12 protein-coding genes are annotated in these 16,690 nt (G+C 62.8%); 7 read left to right on the plus strand and 5 right to left on the minus strand.

The annotated features are described in order from the left end of the window. Positions 1-6 precede the first annotated feature (6 nt). The 7 genes from ACIOYV_RS02910 to ACIOYV_RS02940 all read left to right on the plus strand — a co-directional run bounded on the left by ACIOYV_RS02910 (position 7) and on the right by ACIOYV_RS02940 (position 11,889). Entirely contained in the window at positions 7-942 is a 936-nt protein-coding gene (locus tag ACIOYV_RS02910) for a LysR family transcriptional regulator (RefSeq protein ID WP_169369145.1), read from the plus strand. A 191-nt stretch (positions 943-1,133) separates the two neighbouring features. Then, on the plus strand, positions 1,134-1,751 hold the full coding sequence (lexA, locus tag ACIOYV_RS02915; protein WP_163909811.1) for a transcriptional repressor LexA: 618 nt from the start codon (positions 1,134-1,136) through the stop codon (positions 1,749-1,751). Beyond that, on the plus strand, positions 1,751-2,368 hold the full coding sequence (gene imuA, locus ACIOYV_RS02920) for a translesion DNA synthesis-associated protein ImuA (RefSeq protein ID WP_054055082.1): 618 nt from the start codon (positions 1,751-1,753) through the stop codon (positions 2,366-2,368). The genes lexA and imuA overlap by 1 nt, the downstream gene beginning before the upstream one ends. 7 nt (positions 2,369-2,375) lie before the next feature. After that, on the plus strand, positions 2,376-3,791 hold the full coding sequence (locus tag ACIOYV_RS02925; RefSeq protein WP_401320688.1) for a Y-family DNA polymerase: 1,416 nt from the start codon (positions 2,376-2,378) through the stop codon (positions 3,789-3,791). Then, complete coding sequence (locus ACIOYV_RS02930; protein ID WP_401320690.1) at positions 3,767-6,865, plus strand: error-prone DNA polymerase; 3,099 nt, start codon at positions 3,767-3,769, stop codon at positions 6,863-6,865. Before ACIOYV_RS02925 ends, ACIOYV_RS02930 begins: the two co-directional genes overlap by 25 nt. A 136-nt stretch (positions 6,866-7,001) precedes the next feature. Next, entirely contained in the window at positions 7,002-9,113 is a 2,112-nt protein-coding gene (locus ACIOYV_RS02935) for an ATP-binding protein (RefSeq protein WP_401320692.1), read from the plus strand. A 145-nt stretch (positions 9,114-9,258) separates the two neighbouring features. Further along, positions 9,259-11,889 carry an excinuclease ABC subunit A gene (locus tag ACIOYV_RS02940; RefSeq protein ID WP_401320695.1) on the plus strand — a complete coding sequence of 877 codons (2,631 nt, stop codon included), beginning with the start codon at positions 9,259-9,261 and terminating at the stop codon, positions 11,887-11,889. A 232-nt stretch (positions 11,890-12,121) separates the two neighbouring features. On the opposite strand, the gene ACIOYV_RS02945 is transcribed toward ACIOYV_RS02940, so the two are convergent. The 5 genes from ACIOYV_RS02945 to ACIOYV_RS02965 are packed head-to-tail and all read right to left on the minus strand — an operon-like array spanning position 12,122 to position 16,687. Next, the gene (locus ACIOYV_RS02945) at positions 12,122-14,065 is read right to left on the minus strand and encodes a response regulator (RefSeq protein WP_401320697.1); all 1,944 of its coding nucleotides are present in this window, start codon (positions 14,063-14,065) and stop codon (positions 12,122-12,124) included. Beyond that, complete coding sequence (locus tag ACIOYV_RS02950) at positions 14,055-14,930, minus strand: sensor histidine kinase KdpD (protein ID WP_054055094.1); 876 nt, start codon at positions 14,928-14,930, stop codon at positions 14,055-14,057. Before ACIOYV_RS02950 ends, ACIOYV_RS02945 begins: the two co-directional genes overlap by 11 nt. Continuing rightward, positions 14,923-15,927, minus strand: coding sequence for an ATP-binding protein (locus ACIOYV_RS02955; RefSeq protein WP_401322567.1), 1,005 nt, complete (start codon positions 15,925-15,927; stop codon positions 14,923-14,925). The genes ACIOYV_RS02950 and ACIOYV_RS02955 overlap by 8 nt, the downstream gene beginning before the upstream one ends. Then, on the minus strand, positions 15,924-16,328 hold the full coding sequence (locus tag ACIOYV_RS02960) for an anti-sigma regulatory factor (RefSeq protein ID WP_054055096.1): 405 nt from the start codon (positions 16,326-16,328) through the stop codon (positions 15,924-15,926). Before ACIOYV_RS02960 ends, ACIOYV_RS02955 begins: the two co-directional genes overlap by 4 nt. Then, positions 16,325-16,687: an STAS domain-containing protein gene (locus ACIOYV_RS02965; RefSeq protein ID WP_054055098.1), complete on the minus strand. Its 363-nt coding sequence runs from the start codon at positions 16,685-16,687 to the stop codon at positions 16,325-16,327. The genes ACIOYV_RS02960 and ACIOYV_RS02965 overlap by 4 nt, the downstream gene beginning before the upstream one ends. Positions 16,688-16,690: the final 3 nt, after the last annotated feature.

Genomic DNA, 16,690 nt, shown 5'->3' on the forward strand with positions numbered 1-16,690 from the left:
AAAAGCATGGACAAGTTGGGTGCGTTGAAAATGTTCGTGGTCACCGCGCAGTTGGGCAGTTTCAGCCGTGCTGCCGAGCAACTGGGCAAGACCCCGTCGGCGCTGACCAAAGCGGTGAATCACCTGGAAGCCGAGCTTGGAGCGCGGTTGTTCGAACGCAGCACCCGGCGGATTTTGCTGACGGAAGTCGGGCGGCTCTATCTGGAAACCGCGCGCCAGGTGTTGCAGCGGCTGGAGGAGGCGGGCGAGGAGGTCGAGCAGATGCAACATGGCCTGCGCGGCAGCCTGAAAATCACCGCGCCGCTGGCGTATGGGCAGGCGTTTCTGGATCAGGTGTGCGGTGGTTTTCTGGAGCAATACCCGCAGATCAACCTGCAAGTGGACCTGTGCGACGAGTTCGTCAATCTGCTGGAAAGCGGCTACGACCTGGCCTTGCGCGAAGGCCACGACGACTTGCCGGGGTTGATCGCCCGGGTAGTCGGCAGCAATCGCCTGGCGCTGTGCGGCAGCCCGGCCTATCTGGCGCGCAAGGGCGTGCCGGTGACGCCGCAAACCCTCGATGAACACGAATGGCTGTTGTATCGCCATCCTTTGCTCAGCCGCGAATTCTGGTGGGCCGAGCGCGACGGCCAGCGCCTGAGCCTGCCGCAACCGCAGTCACCACGTTTGCGCAGCGACAATTACGACTTGTTGCTGGCGAATGCCCTGGCCGGTCGCGGCTTGCTGCACACGCCGTTGTGGAGCGCCGCGCCGTACATCGCCGACGGGCGGCTGGTGCGGCTGATGGCCGACTACGACATCGACCCGGACAGCTTTGGCGCGCACATTCTGGCGGTGTACCCGAGCCATCGGCGGGCGACGGCCAAGGTGGTGGCGTTTATCGATTACATCGCAGGATTTTTGGCGGATCGCGGTTTGGGTGATGACTGCGGTCGTTACTGACTTGGTTTCCCCCGTAGCAGCTGTCGAGCAGCGCGAGGCAGCGTTCGGCGGCGAAGCCGTCGCAAACCCTACACGCGAGGTTTAGCTGAAAGACCGCGTGTCTGATTTCACGACGGCTGCGCCGCCGAACGCTGCCTCGCGCTGCTCGACAGCTGCTACGGGCTTGCCAGGAAAATGCCAAAAGAGTACAAATGTACTCCATGACGACTCTCACTCCCCGCCGTACCGCCATCCTGACGTTTATCCGCGATCGAATCGCGGAGCACGGTCAGTCCCCGAGCCTCGCTGAAATCAGCGAGGCGTTTGGTTTCGCCTCCCGCAGCGTGGCGCGCAAGCATGTGCTGGCGTTGACCGAAGCCGGTTTTATCGAGGTCAACCCGCATCAGGCCCGGGGCATTCGCTTGCTTGGGCAACCGGCGCGGCCTGAGTTGCTGGACATCCCGGTGCTCGGTCGGGTCGCGGCGGGGGCGCCGATTGGTGCCGATGCCGAGGTGCACAGCCGTTTGCTGTTCGATCCGTCGATTTTCTCCCGGGTGCCGGACTACATGCTGCGGGTCCAGGGCGATTCGATGATCGAGGACGGCATTCTCGACGGCGACCTGGTGGGCGTGCACCGCAACCCCGAAGCGCTCAACGGCCAGATTGTGGTGGCGCGGCTTGACGGCGAAGTCACCATCAAGCGTTTCGAGCGGGTCGGCGACAGCGTGCGGTTGTTGCCGCGCAACCCTGCCTATAAACCGATCATCGTCGAAGCCGATCAGGACCTGGCGATCGAAGGGGTGTTCTGCGGTCTGGTGAGGCAAGGGTGATGGGCGCCGTCGTTGCGTTGGATACGCTGTTCAATGGCGGCCAGGTCTGGAAGGGCCGGCCTGCGCCTCCGGCCGTCAGCCCGCAACCCACCGGGCATGCGGCGCTGGATGCGGCGTTGCCCAGCGGTGGCTGGCCGGAAGCGGCGCTGACCGAAATCCTCCTGGCCGGGCAGGGCGTCGGCGAGTTGCAACTGGTGTGGCCGGCGCTGGCACGGTTGTCGGCGGCGGGCGAACGCATTGTGCTGATCGCGCCGCCCTACGTGCCGTATCCCCAGGCGTGGCAGAACGCCGGGGTCGATCTGCGCCAGTTGTCGATCATCCAGGCCAGCGAACGCGATGCCTTGTGGGCGGCGGAACAGTGCCTGCGTTCGGGCAGTTGCGGCGCGGTGCTGTGTTGGCCGCACAAGGCCGATGACCGGGCGCTGCGGCGTTTGCAGGTGGCGGCGGAAACCGGTTCGACCCTGGCGTTTGCCTATCGCTCGCTGGCCGAGGCGGTCAACCCTTCGCCGGCGGCCCTGCGCATTGCCATCGACGCCAAGCCTGCGCAATTGCGAGTCTTGAAGTGTCGCGGCGGGTTGGCGCGTACGGCGCCGATTGCCTTCGCCATGGGACATTGAGGTTGCCATGCGCTGGGTGTGCATTCTGTTCCCGCAATTGGCGCTGGACGCGGTACTGCGTCAGCGTCCCGATCCCGATGAGCCGTTGGCGCTGCTGACCGGCCCGGCCCAACGCCGGGTGCTGCAAGCGGTCAACGGCGCGGCCCGGGCCCTCGGCTTGCGCCCTGGCCAGTCGATGACGGCGGCCCAGGCCTTGAGCAAAGGTTTTGTCACGGCTGAATACGACGCCGCCGAAATCGAGCACTGGCAGCAGTTTCTCGCGGCCTGGGCCTATGGCTTCAGCTCCCAGGTCAGCGTGCATTACCCGCGCGCGGTGGTGTTTGAGATCGAATCGAGCCTGGGCCTGTTTGGCTCCTGGCCGCAATTCGAAGCGCGGTTGCGCAGCGAACTCACCGCGCTGGGCTTTCGTCACCGGATCGTCGCCGCACCCAACCCGGTGGCGGCGCGGGTGCTGGCCAATGTTTATGACGGTCTGGTGGTGCCGGACGATCAGGCTTTGCACTATCACCTGGGGCAGTTGCCCATCGACCGGATCGCCCTCGAACCTTCGGTGTCCACGGCGTTGACGCGCATGGGCCTGCGCACCTTGAGCCAGGTGCAGGCGTTGCCCCGGCATACCCTGGCCCGGCGTTTCGAGGCCCAGGTGCTCAAGCATCTGGACGCCTTGCTCGGTTTGCGCCACTTGGCGCTGGCGTTCTACCTGCCGCCGGACCGCTTCGATGTGCGCATCGAGCTCAACTTCGACGTGCAATCCCATCAGGCGTTGCTGTTTCCATTGCGCCGGTTGACCGGTGATCTGTCGGCATTCCTTTGCGGCCGGGACAGCGGCGTGCAGCGTTTCGACCTGCACCTGGAGCACGCCGGGTTGCCGGACAGCGTGATCAAGGTCGGGCTGCTCAGCGCCGAGCGCGATCCGGCGATGCTCTTCGAACTGGCCCGGGGGCGGCTGGAGCAAGTGCAGGTCGAGGCCCCGGTGCGCGGCTTTCGCCTGCGCGCCGAAGACCTGCCGAGCTTCGTGCCCCAGCGCCAGGAACTGTTCGACGACCGCCCGCAGCAGTCCTTGCCCTGGGAGCAATTGCGCGAACGCCTGCGCGCCCGGCTGGGCGACGAGGCGGTGCAGGGCTTGCGTTTCCAGGCTGATCACCGCCCCGAATGCGCCTGGCAAACCAGTGTCGACAGCCAGTTCTGTGGCGGATTGCCGGGGGTGCAACGGCCGGGCTGGTTGCTGACCGAACCGCTGGCGGTGCACGAAGGTTCAGCGCGGATTCTCATGGGGCCGGAACGCATCGAGTCCGGCTGGTGGGACGGCGCTGATGTGCGCCGGGATTATTACCTGATCCAGACCCGCGCCGGCCAACAGGGCTGGGCCTATCGGGCAGTGGGTGAAGACGGTCCGTTGTGGCTGCAAGGCTGGTTCGCATGAGCGTCGAATATGCCGAGCTGCATTGCCTGTCGAACTTCAGTTTCCAGCGCGGGGCTTCCAGCGCACTGGAGTTGTTTCAACGGGCGAAACACCAGGGTTATCAGGCTCTGGCGATCACCGATGAATGCACGTTGGCCGGGATTGTCCGGGCCTGGCAGGCGGCCAAGTCTGTCGAGCTGCCGCTGATCATCGGCAGCGAAATCCGTATCGAGGACGGGCCGAAACTGGTGCTGCTGGTGGAAAACCTTGAGGGCTATCAGGCGTTATGTCGGCTGATCACCCGCGCTCGGCGGCGCACGCAGAAAGGTCAGTATCAAGTATTGCGGGAGGATTTCAGCGAACCGTTGCCGGGCTTGTTGGCGTTGTGGGTGCCGGATGCGGTGGATGATTTTCAAAGCGGTCACTGGCTGAAACAGGCCTTTGCCGAGCGCCTGTGGCTGGCGGTCCAGTTGCATCGCGGGCAGGACGATAGTCGACGGCTGAATGACCTGCTGACGCTGGCCAGGGAGCTGCAAATCCCGGCAGTGGCCAGCGGCGACGTGCACATGCACGCCCGTGGCCGGCGTGCCTTGCAGGACACCATGACCGCGATCCGCCATCATTTGCCGGTAGCGGCGGCGGGGCTGCGTTTGCATCCCAATGGCGAGCGGCATTTGCGTTGCCTGGATGTCGTGGGGGAAATCTATCCGCGAGCCTTGCTCGATGAAACGCTGGTTATCGCCCGGCGCTGCACCTTCGATCTGGGGCAGTTGCGCTATCAATATCCTCGGGAGTTGGTGCCGCAAGGGCATAGCGCCGCATCCTGGCTGAGTGAGTTGACCGAACGTGGCGTCCGCGAGCGTTGGCCTGAAGGTGCCAGCGAGAAGGTGCGCGGGCTGATCGATAAGGAGTTGGCGCTGATTGCCGAGCTGGGTTATGAAAGCTATTTCCTTACCGTTCAGGACATCGTCGCTTTCGCCCGACGCCAGAAAATTCTTTGTCAGGGGCGAGGCTCGGCGGCCAACTCGGCGGTGTGTTTCGCGTTGGGTATCACCGAGATCGACCCGGCGCGAATGAACATGCTGTTTGAGCGCTTTCTGTCCAAGGAGCGCAACGAACCTCCCGACATCGACGTGGATTTCGAACACGAACGCCGTGAAGAAGTCTTGCAGTATGTGTTTCAGCGTTATGGCCGTACCCGTGCGGCGCTGACAGCGGTGGTCAGCACTTATCACGCTGCCGGTGCGGTGCGCGACGTGGCCAAGGCCTTGGGCCTGCCGCCGGATCAGGTCAACGCCCTGGCCGATTGCTGTGGTCACTGGAGTGACAACACGCCGCCGGTCGAGCGCCTGATTGAAAGTGGTTTCGATCCTGAGAGCCCGGTGCTGAAACGGGTGTTGAGTTTGACGCAGCAACTGATCGGTTTCCCCCGGCATCTGTCTCAGCACCCCGGCGGCTTCGTTATTTCCGAGCAATCGCTGGACACCCTGGTGCCGGTGGAAAACGCGGCAATGGCTGATCGCACCATCATTCAATGGGACAAGGACGATCTAGATGCGGTAGGGCTGCTCAAAGTGGATATCCTGGCTTTGGGCATGCTCAGCGCGATTCGCCGTTGTTTCGATTTGCTTCGCCGTCACCGCAATCTGGACTTGAGCCTGGCGACGGTGCCTTCCGAAGACTCGCAAACCTACGACATGATTTGCCAGGCTGACACCATCGGCGTGTTCCAGATCGAATCCCGGGCGCAGATGTCGATGTTGCCCCGGCTCAAGCCCCGCAAGTTTTATGACCTGGTGATTGAGGTGGCCATCGTGCGCCCCGGCCCTATTCAGGGCGGCATGGTGCATCCCTATCTGCGGCGACGAAACAAGGAAGAACTCGAAAGCTATCCCTCCGAAGAGCTGAGGGAGGTGTTGAAGCGCACACTCGGGGTGCCGCTGTTCCAGGAACAAGTAATGCAGATCGCCATTGTCGCCGCCAGTTACAGCCCTGGCGAAGCCGATCAATTGCGCCGTTCCATGGCGGCCTGGAAACGCCATGGCGGACTTGAGCCGCATAAGGATCGCCTCGCTGCCGGAATGAAAAAAAAGGGCTACACAGCAGAATTCTCCGCGCAAATCTTCGAACAGATCAAAGGCTTCGGCAGCTACGGTTTCCCTGAATCCCACGCCGCCAGTTTCGCCTTGCTGACCTACGCCAGTTGCTGGCTCAAATGCCACGAACCGGCAGCCTTCGCCTGTGCGCTGATCAACAGCTGGCCCATGGGTTTCTACAGCCCGGACCAGATCCTGCAAGACGCCCGTCGGCATCATTTGCAGATTCGCCCGGTGGATGTGCGCGCCAGCGACTGGGATTGCAGCCTGGAACCGATCGCCGGGGCGCAACCTGCGATTCGCATGGGCCTGCGGATGATCAAGGGCTTTCGCGAGGACGATGCCCGGCGCATCGAAGCTGCTCGGGTGCGGGGTGCGTTTGTCGACATCGCCGACCTTGGCGAGCGGGCGCAACTCGACGCCCGCGCCCAGGAACAACTGGCCGATGCCGGGGCCTTGCGTGGTCTGGCTGGCGACCGCCATCGGGCGCGCTGGGAAGTCGCGGGGGTACAGAAACAGCTGGGGTTGTTCGCCGGGTTGCCGCGTCAGGAAGAGCCTGAAGTGTCGCTGCCCAAACCCACCGTCGGCGAAGACCTGCAAGCCGATTACGCGACCGTCGGCACCACCCTCGGCCCGCATCCGTTGGCGCTGTTGCGCCCGGAGCTGAAGGCCCGGCGTTGCCGCAGTTCGAAGGAATTGCTCGATGTCGAGCATGGTCGACCCGTCAGCGTCGCCGGGCTTGTGACCGGCCGCCAACGCCCTGGCACCGCCAGCGGCGTGACCTTTGTCACCCTCGAAGACGAGTTCGGCAACGTCAACGTGGTGGTCTGGCGCGATCTGGCCGAACGGCAGCGTCAGGTGCTGGTCGGCTCGCAATTGCTCAAGGTTGATGGGCGCTGGGAAAGGGAAGGCGAGGTGCGGCACTTGATTGCCGGGCGCTTGAGTGATTTGAGTTTCTTGCTCGACGGCATCAGCGTGCGCAGCCGGGATTTTCGTTAGCGCTGCCACGCCCACAGAGCCTTGTGGAAATCGGCTTTCCACAAGGGAATAATGAATCAGCTATACCTCTATGAAACCATTGGCATCCGCAGTGCTCGAAACAAACGGGCGTCATCACAGGACACAGAGTCAGTCAATGCAGTTTCTATCAGATAGCCACGGTTGTGCCGGCTGGACTGGCGAAATGGCCGGACGCATTCGCGCGTTCGACTGGAGCCAAACCGAACTGGGCAACATCGACGACTGGCCCCGCAGCCTGAGCAGTACGGTGCAGCTGATGCTCGCCTCGCCGCTGCCAATGGTGATGCTCTGGGGGCGGCTCGGCTACATGATCTACAACGACGCCTACTCGGCGTTCGCCGGCGGTCGCCATCCCTATCTGTTGGGGGTGCCGGTGGAGCTTGGTTGGCCGGAAGTTGCCGAGTTCAACCGCCATGTGCTCGATACCTGCCTGGCGGGTGGCACGTTGTCCTATCACAACAAAGAGCTGGTGCTACTGCGCGACGGTATCCCGGAAGATGTCTGGCTGGATCTCTATTACAGCCCGGTCGCTGATGATGAAGGGCGCCCCTCCGGGGTCATGGCGATGGTAGTCGAGACCACCGACCACGTGATTTCCGAACGCCGCCGCCAGGAAGCCGAGGATGCCTATCGCGCAGACAACGAACGGGTACGCCTGGCGCTGAATGCCGGGGCGCTGCTCGGCTCGTTCGTTTGGGACATCAAGGCCAATGTGCTGTCCGGGGACGAGCGGTTTGCCCGCACCTTTTCCTATCCGGCGGGCCAGAACCTGGCCGACCTGCCCACCGAGATCGCTGAATCGCGGATTCACCCCGACGACTTCGACTGGGTCGAGGAACAAGTCAATCAATCGGTGAGCACTGGCGCACCCTACAACGCCGAATACCGAGTCTTGCGCCCCGACGGCACCTACCTGTGGGTGCTGGCCAGCGGTTGCTGTGAGTTCAACGAACAAGGCAAACCGTTTCGTTTCCCTGGCGTATTGATCGACATTCACGAACGCAAGATCGCCGAAGAGTCCCTGATCAAATTCACCCGCAACCTGGAGCAGCGCGTCGCCGATGAAGTCAATGCGCGACTGGCGGCGGAAGAGCAATTGCGCCAGGCGCAGAAGCTCGAAGCCATCGGCGGCCTCACGGGCGGCGTGGCCCATGACTTCAACAACCTGCTGCAAGTGATCGCCGGTAACCTGCATTTGCTGGCCCGGCATGAGCCGGACAACCTCAATGTGCAGCGCCGGGTCAGCGCCTCGATTGCGGCGGTCGAACGCGGGGCCAAGCTGTCGTCGCAACTGCTCGCGTTCGCTCGGCGCCAGCCGCTATCGCCGGACGTTTGCGAACCCCGGCAGATCTTCGATGGCCTCGGGGAATTGCTGCAACGGGCGTTGGGGGAAACCCTCCAGATCAACGTGGCCGTGGCCGATGATGCCTGGCGCATTCATGTGGATCGTAATCAACTGGAAAACGCCATCCTCAACCTGGCGATCAATGCCCGTGACGCGATGAAGGGCGAGGGCACCATCGGACTGAGCGCCGACAACGTCGTTCTGGATCGGCGATTCTGCGCAGGCAAAGACATCGTCGCCGGTGACTACCTTCGCGTGACGGTGACCGACGCTGGGGGCGGCATGGCGCCGGAAGTGCTGGCCCAGGCGTTCGAACCGTTCTTTACCACCAAGGCCGATGGCCACGGCACCGGGCTCGGTTTGAGCATGGTGTTCGGTTTCGTCAAGCAGAGTGGCGGGCATATCGAGATGTCCAGCGTGGTCGGCGAGGGTACGCGAGTGCGGCTGTACTTTCCGCGCAGCCTGCGAGCGTTGGCCAATGAAGCGCCGCCGCCGGGGCCGCAGCAACGGGGCGGGCATGAAACCATTCTGGTGGTCGAGGATAACGAAGCGGTGCGCGCCTCGGCGGTGGAGTTGCTGCGCGAAGAGGGTTATCAGGTGCTGACCGCCGCCAACGGCGACTTGGCCATGCAGATGTTGCTGGAAGGCGTGGCCGTGGACATGATCTTCACTGACGTGGTCATGCCCGGCCTGATCAAAAGCTCGGACCTCGCGGCATGGGCCAAGGTGCAGAACCCGCCAGTGGCGGTGCTGTTTACCTCGGGGCACACCCGCGACATTATTTCGCGCAATCATCAGTTGAGTCCCGATACACATCTGCTCAGCAAACCGTATGGGCCAGAAGCACTGACCCAAATGGTGCGCATGGTTCTCAATGGCTGAACACATAATCCTGTAGGAGCGAGGCTTGCCCGCGAAGACGTCCTGTCATTCAACATTGATGTTGCTTGATACACCGCTTTCGCGGGCAAGCCTCGCTCCTACAATTGAATCGCGTCCTTCAATGCATCTTGATTAAGGTTGGTCCATGACTTCAAAGCGCACCTCAACCCCTCCCTCCGGCATGGTCAGGGTGCGCGGCGCCCGGGAACACAACCTCAAGAACGTCGACGTGGACATTCCCCGGGATGCTCTGGTGGTGTTCACCGGCGTGTCCGGTTCGGGCAAGTCTTCGTTGGCGTTCTCGACGCTCTACGCCGAAGCGCAACGGCGCTATTTCGAATCCGTGGCGCCGTATGCCCGGCGCTTGATCGATCAGGTCGGTGTGCCGGACGTCGATTCCATCGAAGGTTTGCCGCCCGCCGTCGCCTTGCAACAACAGCGAGGCACACCGAGCACCCGTTCTTCGGTGGGCAGCGTGACCACGTTGTCGAGCCTGATCCGCATGCTCTATTCCCGCGCCGGCAGTTACCCGCCGGGACAGGCGATGCTGTATGCCGAAGACTTTTCGCCGAACACGCCGCAAGGGGCGTGCGCTGAATGCCACGGCTTGGGCCGCGTCTATGAAGTGACCGAAGCGCAGATGGTCCCGGACCCGAGCCTGACCATCCGCCAGCGCGCCGTCGCGTCATGGCCGCTGGCCTGGCAAGGGCAGAACCTGCGGGACATCCTGGTGACCATGGGCATCGACGTGGACATCCCCTGGAAAAAGCTGCCGAAAAAGCAGCGCGACTGGATTCTCTTCACCGAAGAAACCCCGACCGTACCGGTGTACGCCGGGCTCACCCCGGAAGAAACCCGAGTCGCCCTCCAGCGCAAAATGGAGCCGAGTTACCAAGGCACTTTCACCGGCGCCCGGCGCTACATCCTGCACACCTTCAGCCAGTCCCAAAGCGCCTTGATGAAGAAGCGCGTCTCGCAATTCATGCTCGGCAGCCCGTGCCCGTTGTGCGATGGCAAGCGGCTCAAGCGTGAAGCGTTGTCGGTGACGTTCGCCGGTTACGATATCGGTGAACTGTCGCAGATGCCGTTGCTGCAAGTGGCCGAAGTGCTGCGACCGGTGGCGGCTCACAGTTACCTTGAACAACCGGATCAACCCGGCGAAGTGCTGACCCATGAGCAGACCCGCGAGGCTCGGGAGCAGCGCGTCGCCCACGGTGCCAGCGGTCACGCCAATGCGCCGGACGTGCGCCACACGCCGAACCTGTCGGTGGAAAAACGCCTGGCGGCGCAACGCATCGCTCAGGATTTACTGGAGCGGGTCAGCACCCTGACCGATCTGGGCCTCGGTTACCTGGCCCTGGATCGCAGCACGCCGACCCTGTCGTCCGGTGAATTGCAGCGCTTGCGCCTGGCGACGCAATTGGGCTCGCAGTTGTTCGGCGTGATTTATGTGCTGGACGAACCTTCGGCAGGCCTGCACCCGGCGGATGGCGAGGCTTTGTTCGAAGCCCTGCAACGCCTGAAAGCGGCGGGCAATACGTTATTTGTGGTCGAGCACGATCTGGAAACCATGCGCCGCGCCGATTGGCTGATCGACGTCGGGCCGGCGGCTGGCGAGCATGGCGGGCACATTCTCTACAGCGGCCATCCTTCAGGGCTGGAGCACATCAGCGATTCCCAGACCCGCGCCTACCTGTTCGCCGAGCAGGTCAGCGCCAAACGCGCTGTGCGCAAGGCAAAGGATTGGCTGCGACTGGAAGGCATCACCCGCAATAACCTGAACAACCTCAGCGCCGAATTTCCCTTGGGCTGCTTTACGGCGGTGACCGGCGTGTCGGGTTCCGGCAAGTCGAGTCTGGTCAGCCAGGCGTTGCTCGAACTGGTCGGCGCGCATTTGGGCAAACCGACGACGGCCAGTGAGCCGGAAGAGTTGAGCCTTGAAGACGACGCGCCGCAAGTCAGCGGTGGTCAGGTCACGGCGGGGCTTGAATCGATCAAGCGCCTGGTGCAAGTCGATCAGAAACCCATCGGCCGCACGCCGCGCTCGAACCTGGCGACCTACACCGGGCTGTTCGACAACGTGCGCAAACTGTTCGCCGCCACGCCTGAGGCACAGGCCGAGGGTTACGACGCGGGGCAGTTTTCCTTCAACGTTGCCAAGGGACGTTGCCCGACCTGCGAAGGCGAGGGGTTTGTCAGTGTCGAATTGCTGTTTATGCCGAGCGTTTATGCGCCTTGCCCGACCTGCCACGGTGCGCGCTACAACCCGCAGACCTTGGCCATTACCTGGCAAGGTCTGAGCATCGCCCAGGTGTTGCAGTTGACGGTGGATGACGCGGTCACGGTGTTTGCCGAGCAACCGGGGATTCGCCGTTCGCTGGAAGTGCTGCGGGATATTGGCCTGGGTTATTTACGTCTGGGTCAACCGGCGACAGAACTGTCCGGCGGCGAAGCGCAGCGGATCAAACTGGCCACCGAACTGCAACGCAACCAGCGTGGCGCGACTCTGTATGTGTTAGACGAACCCACCACCGGGTTGCATCCACGGGATGTGGATCGGCTGCTTGAGCAGTTGAATACGCTGGTGACGGCGGGGCACACGGTGATTGTCGTCGAGCATGAAATGCGCGTGGTGGCCCAGAGTGACTGGGTGATCGACATCGGGCCGGGGGCAGGGGATCAGGGCGGCAGAATTGTGGTGGCGGGCACGCCGCAGACCGTGGCCAAAAACAAGAAGAGCCGGACGGCGCCGTTTTTGGCCAAGGTGCTGGCTTGAGATAGTGGTGTCAGGGCGGGCCTCTTCGCGAGCAAGCCCGCTCCCACAGGGATATGCATTCCTAATGTGGGAGCGAGCCTGCTCGCGAAGGGGGCGTGTCAGTCAACATCAGTGTCGCTAGATGGGCCGCCATCGCGAGCAAGCTCGCTCCCACAGTGAATCTTGGTCGTACACAAATACAGTGCTCAACAGAGAACCCTTGTGGGAGCGAGCTTGCTCGCGATTTGGTCTGTCAGGCGCCGTCGAGGCTGCGCCTGACTTTGTCCAGCAATTCGCTGATCTGGAACGGCTTGACCAGCATGTCCATGCCTACGCCAAGGAACTCCTGGCGGTTGAGGGCGTTTTCCGCGTAGCCGGTCATGAACAGGATCGGCAACCGTTCGCGCCAGCCCCGGGCGACGTCCGCCAGTTCCCGCCCGCTCATGCGCGGCAGGCCGACGTCAGTCAGCATCAGGTCAATCGTTGGATCGTTCTGCAACCGTTCCAGGGCAGTTTCGATGTCTTCCACCTGGGTGCAGCGATAACCCGCGTCCACCAGCACTTCGGCGACAAACATGCGCACCGAGGGCATGTCTTCGACGATCAGCACATGCTCGCCCGAGCCTTGTGAATCGGAGACCACCGTTTCCTCTGCGGCTGCGAGGGGATCGGTACTCGCGGGCAGCATGATGGTCACTTCGGTGCCGCGTCGGGCCACGCTGCGGATGTGCGCATCGCCGCCGGACTGGCGGGCGAAACCGTAAATCGTCGACAACCCCAACCCGGTGCCCTGGCCGAGCGGCTTGGTGGTGAAGAATGGGTCGAACACTTTGTCGATCACGCTGTGTTCGATGCCGGTGCCGTCATCGCGTACCGCCAGTGCGATATACGCGCCGTCCGCCAGATTCGGGTCGCCGTGGGAATAGGCGGCGTAGGTGCTGACCCAGATATTGCCGCCCTGAGGCAGCGCATCCCGCGCGTTGATCACCAGATTGAGCACGGCACTTTCCAGCTGGATCGGATCGACCAGGGCAATGGAGGGCTTGGTGGTCAATTCCAGTTTCAGCGCGATGCGCTCGCCGATGGTGCGCACCAACAATTCTTCCAGGGAACGGATGTTCTCGTTGATGTCCACCGGCCGGGTATCCAGCGGCTGCTGACGGGCGAAGGCCAGCAGGCGATGAGTCAGGGACGCGGCGCTCATGGCCGAGTTCAGCGCCGCTTCGGCGTAGAACTGGACCTTGTCGGTGCGCCCATCCGCCACCCGTTTCTGAATCAGTTCAAGGCTGGTGATGATGCCCGTCAGCAAGTTGTTGAAGTCATGCGCGATGCCGCCAGTCAGCTTGCCCAGAGCGTCCATTTTCTGCACTTGCAGCAACTGTGCTTCGGTGCGCACCCGTTCGGCGACTTCCTTGGCCAGTTGCGTGGTGGCGTCGTCGAGCCGCGCCAGGTGCGAGCGTTCGCGATGGCGGTGCTCGGTGACATCTTCGACGAACACCAGGCTCAATTCCGGGGTGCGGTAGGGCGAAATCTGCCACTCGGTTTCCCGCACCTGACCTTCGACCCGCATGTTCAGCGTGCCTTTCCAGCGCTCGCCGTAGGCCAGGCGCAGGCGCAATTCGTCAATCACCGCGCCTTGATCGTCGGCAAAGCATTCGCGCAGGCTGTCCGGGTCGAGGTTTTCCTGGATCAACTGGGCGAAGGCGTGATTGCATTCGTGGACTTTCAACGTCGCGTCCATCACCGCGATGGGCGCCGAAACATTGGTGAAAATCTCGCGGAAGCGCGCCTCGCTTTCGCGCAAGGCATTCTCGGTGTCGCGCACCCGCAGCAACGTGCGCAGGGTGGCGAGCAGCACGTCGGGGTCCACGGGGTGGATCAGATAGGCATCGGCACCCGCGTCGAGGCCGGTGATAATGTCGCCGGTCTGGATCGAGGCCGCCGATACGTGAATCACCGGCAGCAGGGCGGTGGCCGCCTCGGTGCGCAGTTTGCGCACGATGTCGAAGCCGCTCATGTCCGGCAGGTTGACGTCGAGGATCAGTGCATCAATCAGTTCGCTGTCGATCAGCGCCAGGCCTTCGCTGCCGGTGCCGGCCTCGAGGATTTCGTAGCCGTGGCGTTCCAGGCGCCGGCGCAGGGCGTAGCGGGTGGCGACGTTGTCATCGACGATCAACAAGCGGATGTCACGTTTCATCGGCAGGCTCCACGGCGATGGCCAGCGGGATGATCACGAAAAAGGTCGAACCGGTGCCCGGCGTACTCTGCACCCCGACTTCGCCCCCCAACAGCTCGGCGAAGCGTTTGCACAGGGACAAACCGAGTCCGGTGCCGCGCAGGCGTTTTTGCAAGGGCGAGTCTACCTGTGAAAAGTCCTCGAACAATGCGCCATGTAGCTCCGGGGCGATACCTATTCCTGTGTCACTGACGGCGAAACGCACGTGATCAGCATTCTCCAGGCGCGCCGAAACCCGCACTTCACCACGGGTGGTGAACTTCAGCGAGTTGGAAATGAAGTTACGCAGGATCTGCGCGAGTTTCTTGTCGTCGGTGTACAGCCGTGGCAGGCCGACCGGTTCTTCGAAGATCAGGTCCACGGCGCTGCCATCGACAATCGGCCGGAACATGCCGCGCAGGGCGGCGAACAGGTCGAGCATGTCGAACCAGGCCGGGGAAATGCTGATACGCCCGGCCTCGATCTTCGCCAGATCCAGCAGGTCGTCGACCATGTCGCTCAATTCCCGCGCAGCCCCGCTGACAAACGCCACTTGTTTGTGTTGTTCGGGGCTCAACGGGCCGTCGAGTTCATCGGTCAACAGGCCGGTAATGCTCAGGATCGAGCCCAGTGGCGTGCGAAACTCATGGCTCATGTACGACAGGAAACGGCTTTTCAGGTCGGAGGCCTGGCGCAATTGCTCGGCTTGTTCGTCGAGTTCGGCGTACAACGCCAATACGCCCTGGTTGGTTTCATCGAGTTCGTCGCGCAACGCAGTGGCTTCACTCTGCAATTGCGCGATCAGCATCGTTTGTTCGTCGGGCGTCAGGTTGGGTGACTCAGCCATGGGCGGCCTCCAGGGCAACGACCAATACCGTTACATCGTCCCGCCCGCGACAGAAATCGCGGTGCAGCACGGCGGCAATCACGGCGGGATGACGGTGCACCAGGCCGGGGTAGTCTTGCAGGTTCCAACGGGACTGCAGGCCGTCGCTGTACATGATCAATAGGTGTCCGTTCACTTGAGCATAGTCAAAGGGTTGCGCGCGCCGGTATTGGCCACCGACGATGCCGGGGTGGGAGGCCAGGCCCCGGGTTTTGTCCGGGCCGATCAGGCTGGCGCCAATGTTGCCGATGCCGACGAACTTCAAGGCATCGCCATCGAATTGCGCGAAGGCCGCCGCGCCGCCTCGGGTGCCGATCATGGCGTGATGCATGTCCTCAAGCAACAGCGTCGGTGAAGCGAACGGCGCCAGGGCGAAGACTTTCTCACCGGCGCGGGCGGCGCGTTCGGCTTCTTCGCCATGACCGAGGCCGTCGATGATCAGGGCGCTGATGCAAACCCCGTCGAATGCCAGGTGCCAGACATCGCCGCATGCCGGGTCGTGATGCAACGAATGCTGGCTGATGCCGATCCGTCGATCCGGTGCCTTGTCGCTGCGCGGGTACAAGCGTGTCAGCAGCACCGCGCCACGGTGATCGGCATACACATCGAACACTTCGGTCTGGCGCGACACCGCGCCGAGCCCGATGCCTTGTGTGCCTCGGGTCGAAAAGCCATCGGCCAGGCACGCCTGCAAATCAAAGCCGCCGGCGCGATCCACCGCAAGGATTTCAACCCCGGCGCCTGTCGGGCGCGGCAAACTCCTGATATGCAATTCACCGTGTTTAGCGTGCTTGAGCACATTGCTCGCCAATTCCGTCACCACCAGCGCCACGCGGCCAGCATCGGTGGCGTCGAAGCCGTGTTTCTCCGCCAGTTGTTGCGCGGTGCGCCGGGCATGGCCGATCTGGCTGCTGTCCTCGATCGGCAAGACGAGCGTCAGGCTGCCGCCAATATTCATGTCCATCGGGTAATCGTTATGCGAGTGCCTTTGCCAGGCTCGGTTTCCAGTTCGAACTCTTCCACCAGGCGCTTGGCCCCGGTCAGCCCCAGGCCCAGCCCGCTGCCGGAGGTCCAGCCGTCGGTCATCGCCAGTTTGATGTCGGGAATGCCTGGTCCTTCATCGCGGAAAACCAGGCGCAGGCCGGTACGGGCGTTCTCATCAAGGATCTGCCAGTCCATGTCGCCGCCACCGCCGTAGACCATGGTGTTGCGCGCCAGCTCGCTGACGGCGGTCACCAGTTTGGTCAGGTCGATCAGGCGCATGCCGCATTCCTGCGCCAGTTTGCGCGCGGTCTGGCGGGCCAGCACCACGTCCTGTTCGATTTGGATCGGTTGGCTGCCGCTGCTGCGCACGGTCATTGTTCGCGTACTCGGTCCTGCAGCAATTTCATCCCACGCTCGACGTTCAACGCCGTGCTGACGCCGGGCAGCGTCAGGCCCAGTTCGACCAGGGTAATCGCCACGGCCGGCTGCATGCCGACCAATACAGTCTGGGCATCCATGATGCTCGACAGGCCGGAGATGGTCCCGATCATCCGGCCAATAAACGAATCGACCATGTCCAGCGCCGAGATATCGATCAGCACACCTCGGGCGGAGGTATTGCTGATGCGCTCGGACAGGTCGTCTTGCAACGTAAGGGCGAGTTGGTCATGCATGTCGACCTGGATGGTCACCAGCAGGAAGTCGCCCATTTTCAGAATCGGAATACGCTCCATCGG

The sequence above is a fragment of the Pseudomonas sp. NPDC087342 genome (assembly GCF_044744265.1).
Taxonomy (GTDB): domain Bacteria; phylum Pseudomonadota; class Gammaproteobacteria; order Pseudomonadales; family Pseudomonadaceae; genus Aquipseudomonas; species Aquipseudomonas nunensis.

Excerpts from the sequence above, each read along its gene's own strand:
- ACIOYV_RS02940 (WP_401320695.1), top strand. The coding sequence starts at position 9,259 with ATGACTTCAAAGCGCACCTCAACCCCTCCCTCCGGCATGGTCAGGGTG.
- imuA (WP_054055082.1), top strand. The coding sequence starts at position 1,751 with ATGGGCGCCGTCGTTGCGTTGGATACGCTGTTCAATGGCGGCCAGGTC.
- ACIOYV_RS02925 (WP_401320688.1), top strand. The coding sequence starts at position 2,376 with ATGCGCTGGGTGTGCATTCTGTTCCCGCAATTGGCGCTGGACGCGGTA.
- ACIOYV_RS02910 (WP_169369145.1), top strand. The coding sequence starts at position 7 with ATGGACAAGTTGGGTGCGTTGAAAATGTTCGTGGTCACCGCGCAGTTG.
- ACIOYV_RS02955 (WP_401322567.1), bottom strand. The coding sequence starts at position 15,927 with ATGAATATTGGCGGCAGCCTGACGCTCGTCTTGCCGATCGAGGACAGC.
- ACIOYV_RS02960 (WP_054055096.1), bottom strand. The coding sequence starts at position 16,328 with ATGACCGTGCGCAGCAGCGGCAGCCAACCGATCCAAATCGAACAGGAC.
- ACIOYV_RS02935 (WP_401320692.1), top strand. The coding sequence starts at position 7,002 with ATGCAGTTTCTATCAGATAGCCACGGTTGTGCCGGCTGGACTGGCGAA.
- ACIOYV_RS02945 (WP_401320697.1), bottom strand. The coding sequence starts at position 14,065 with ATGAAACGTGACATCCGCTTGTTGATCGTCGATGACAACGTCGCCACC.
- ACIOYV_RS02950 (WP_054055094.1), bottom strand. The coding sequence starts at position 14,930 with ATGGCTGAGTCACCCAACCTGACGCCCGACGAACAAACGATGCTGATC.
- lexA (WP_163909811.1), top strand. The coding sequence starts at position 1,134 with ATGTACTCCATGACGACTCTCACTCCCCGCCGTACCGCCATCCTGACG.
- ACIOYV_RS02965 (WP_054055098.1), bottom strand. The coding sequence starts at position 16,687 with ATGGAGCGTATTCCGATTCTGAAAATGGGCGACTTCCTGCTGGTGACC.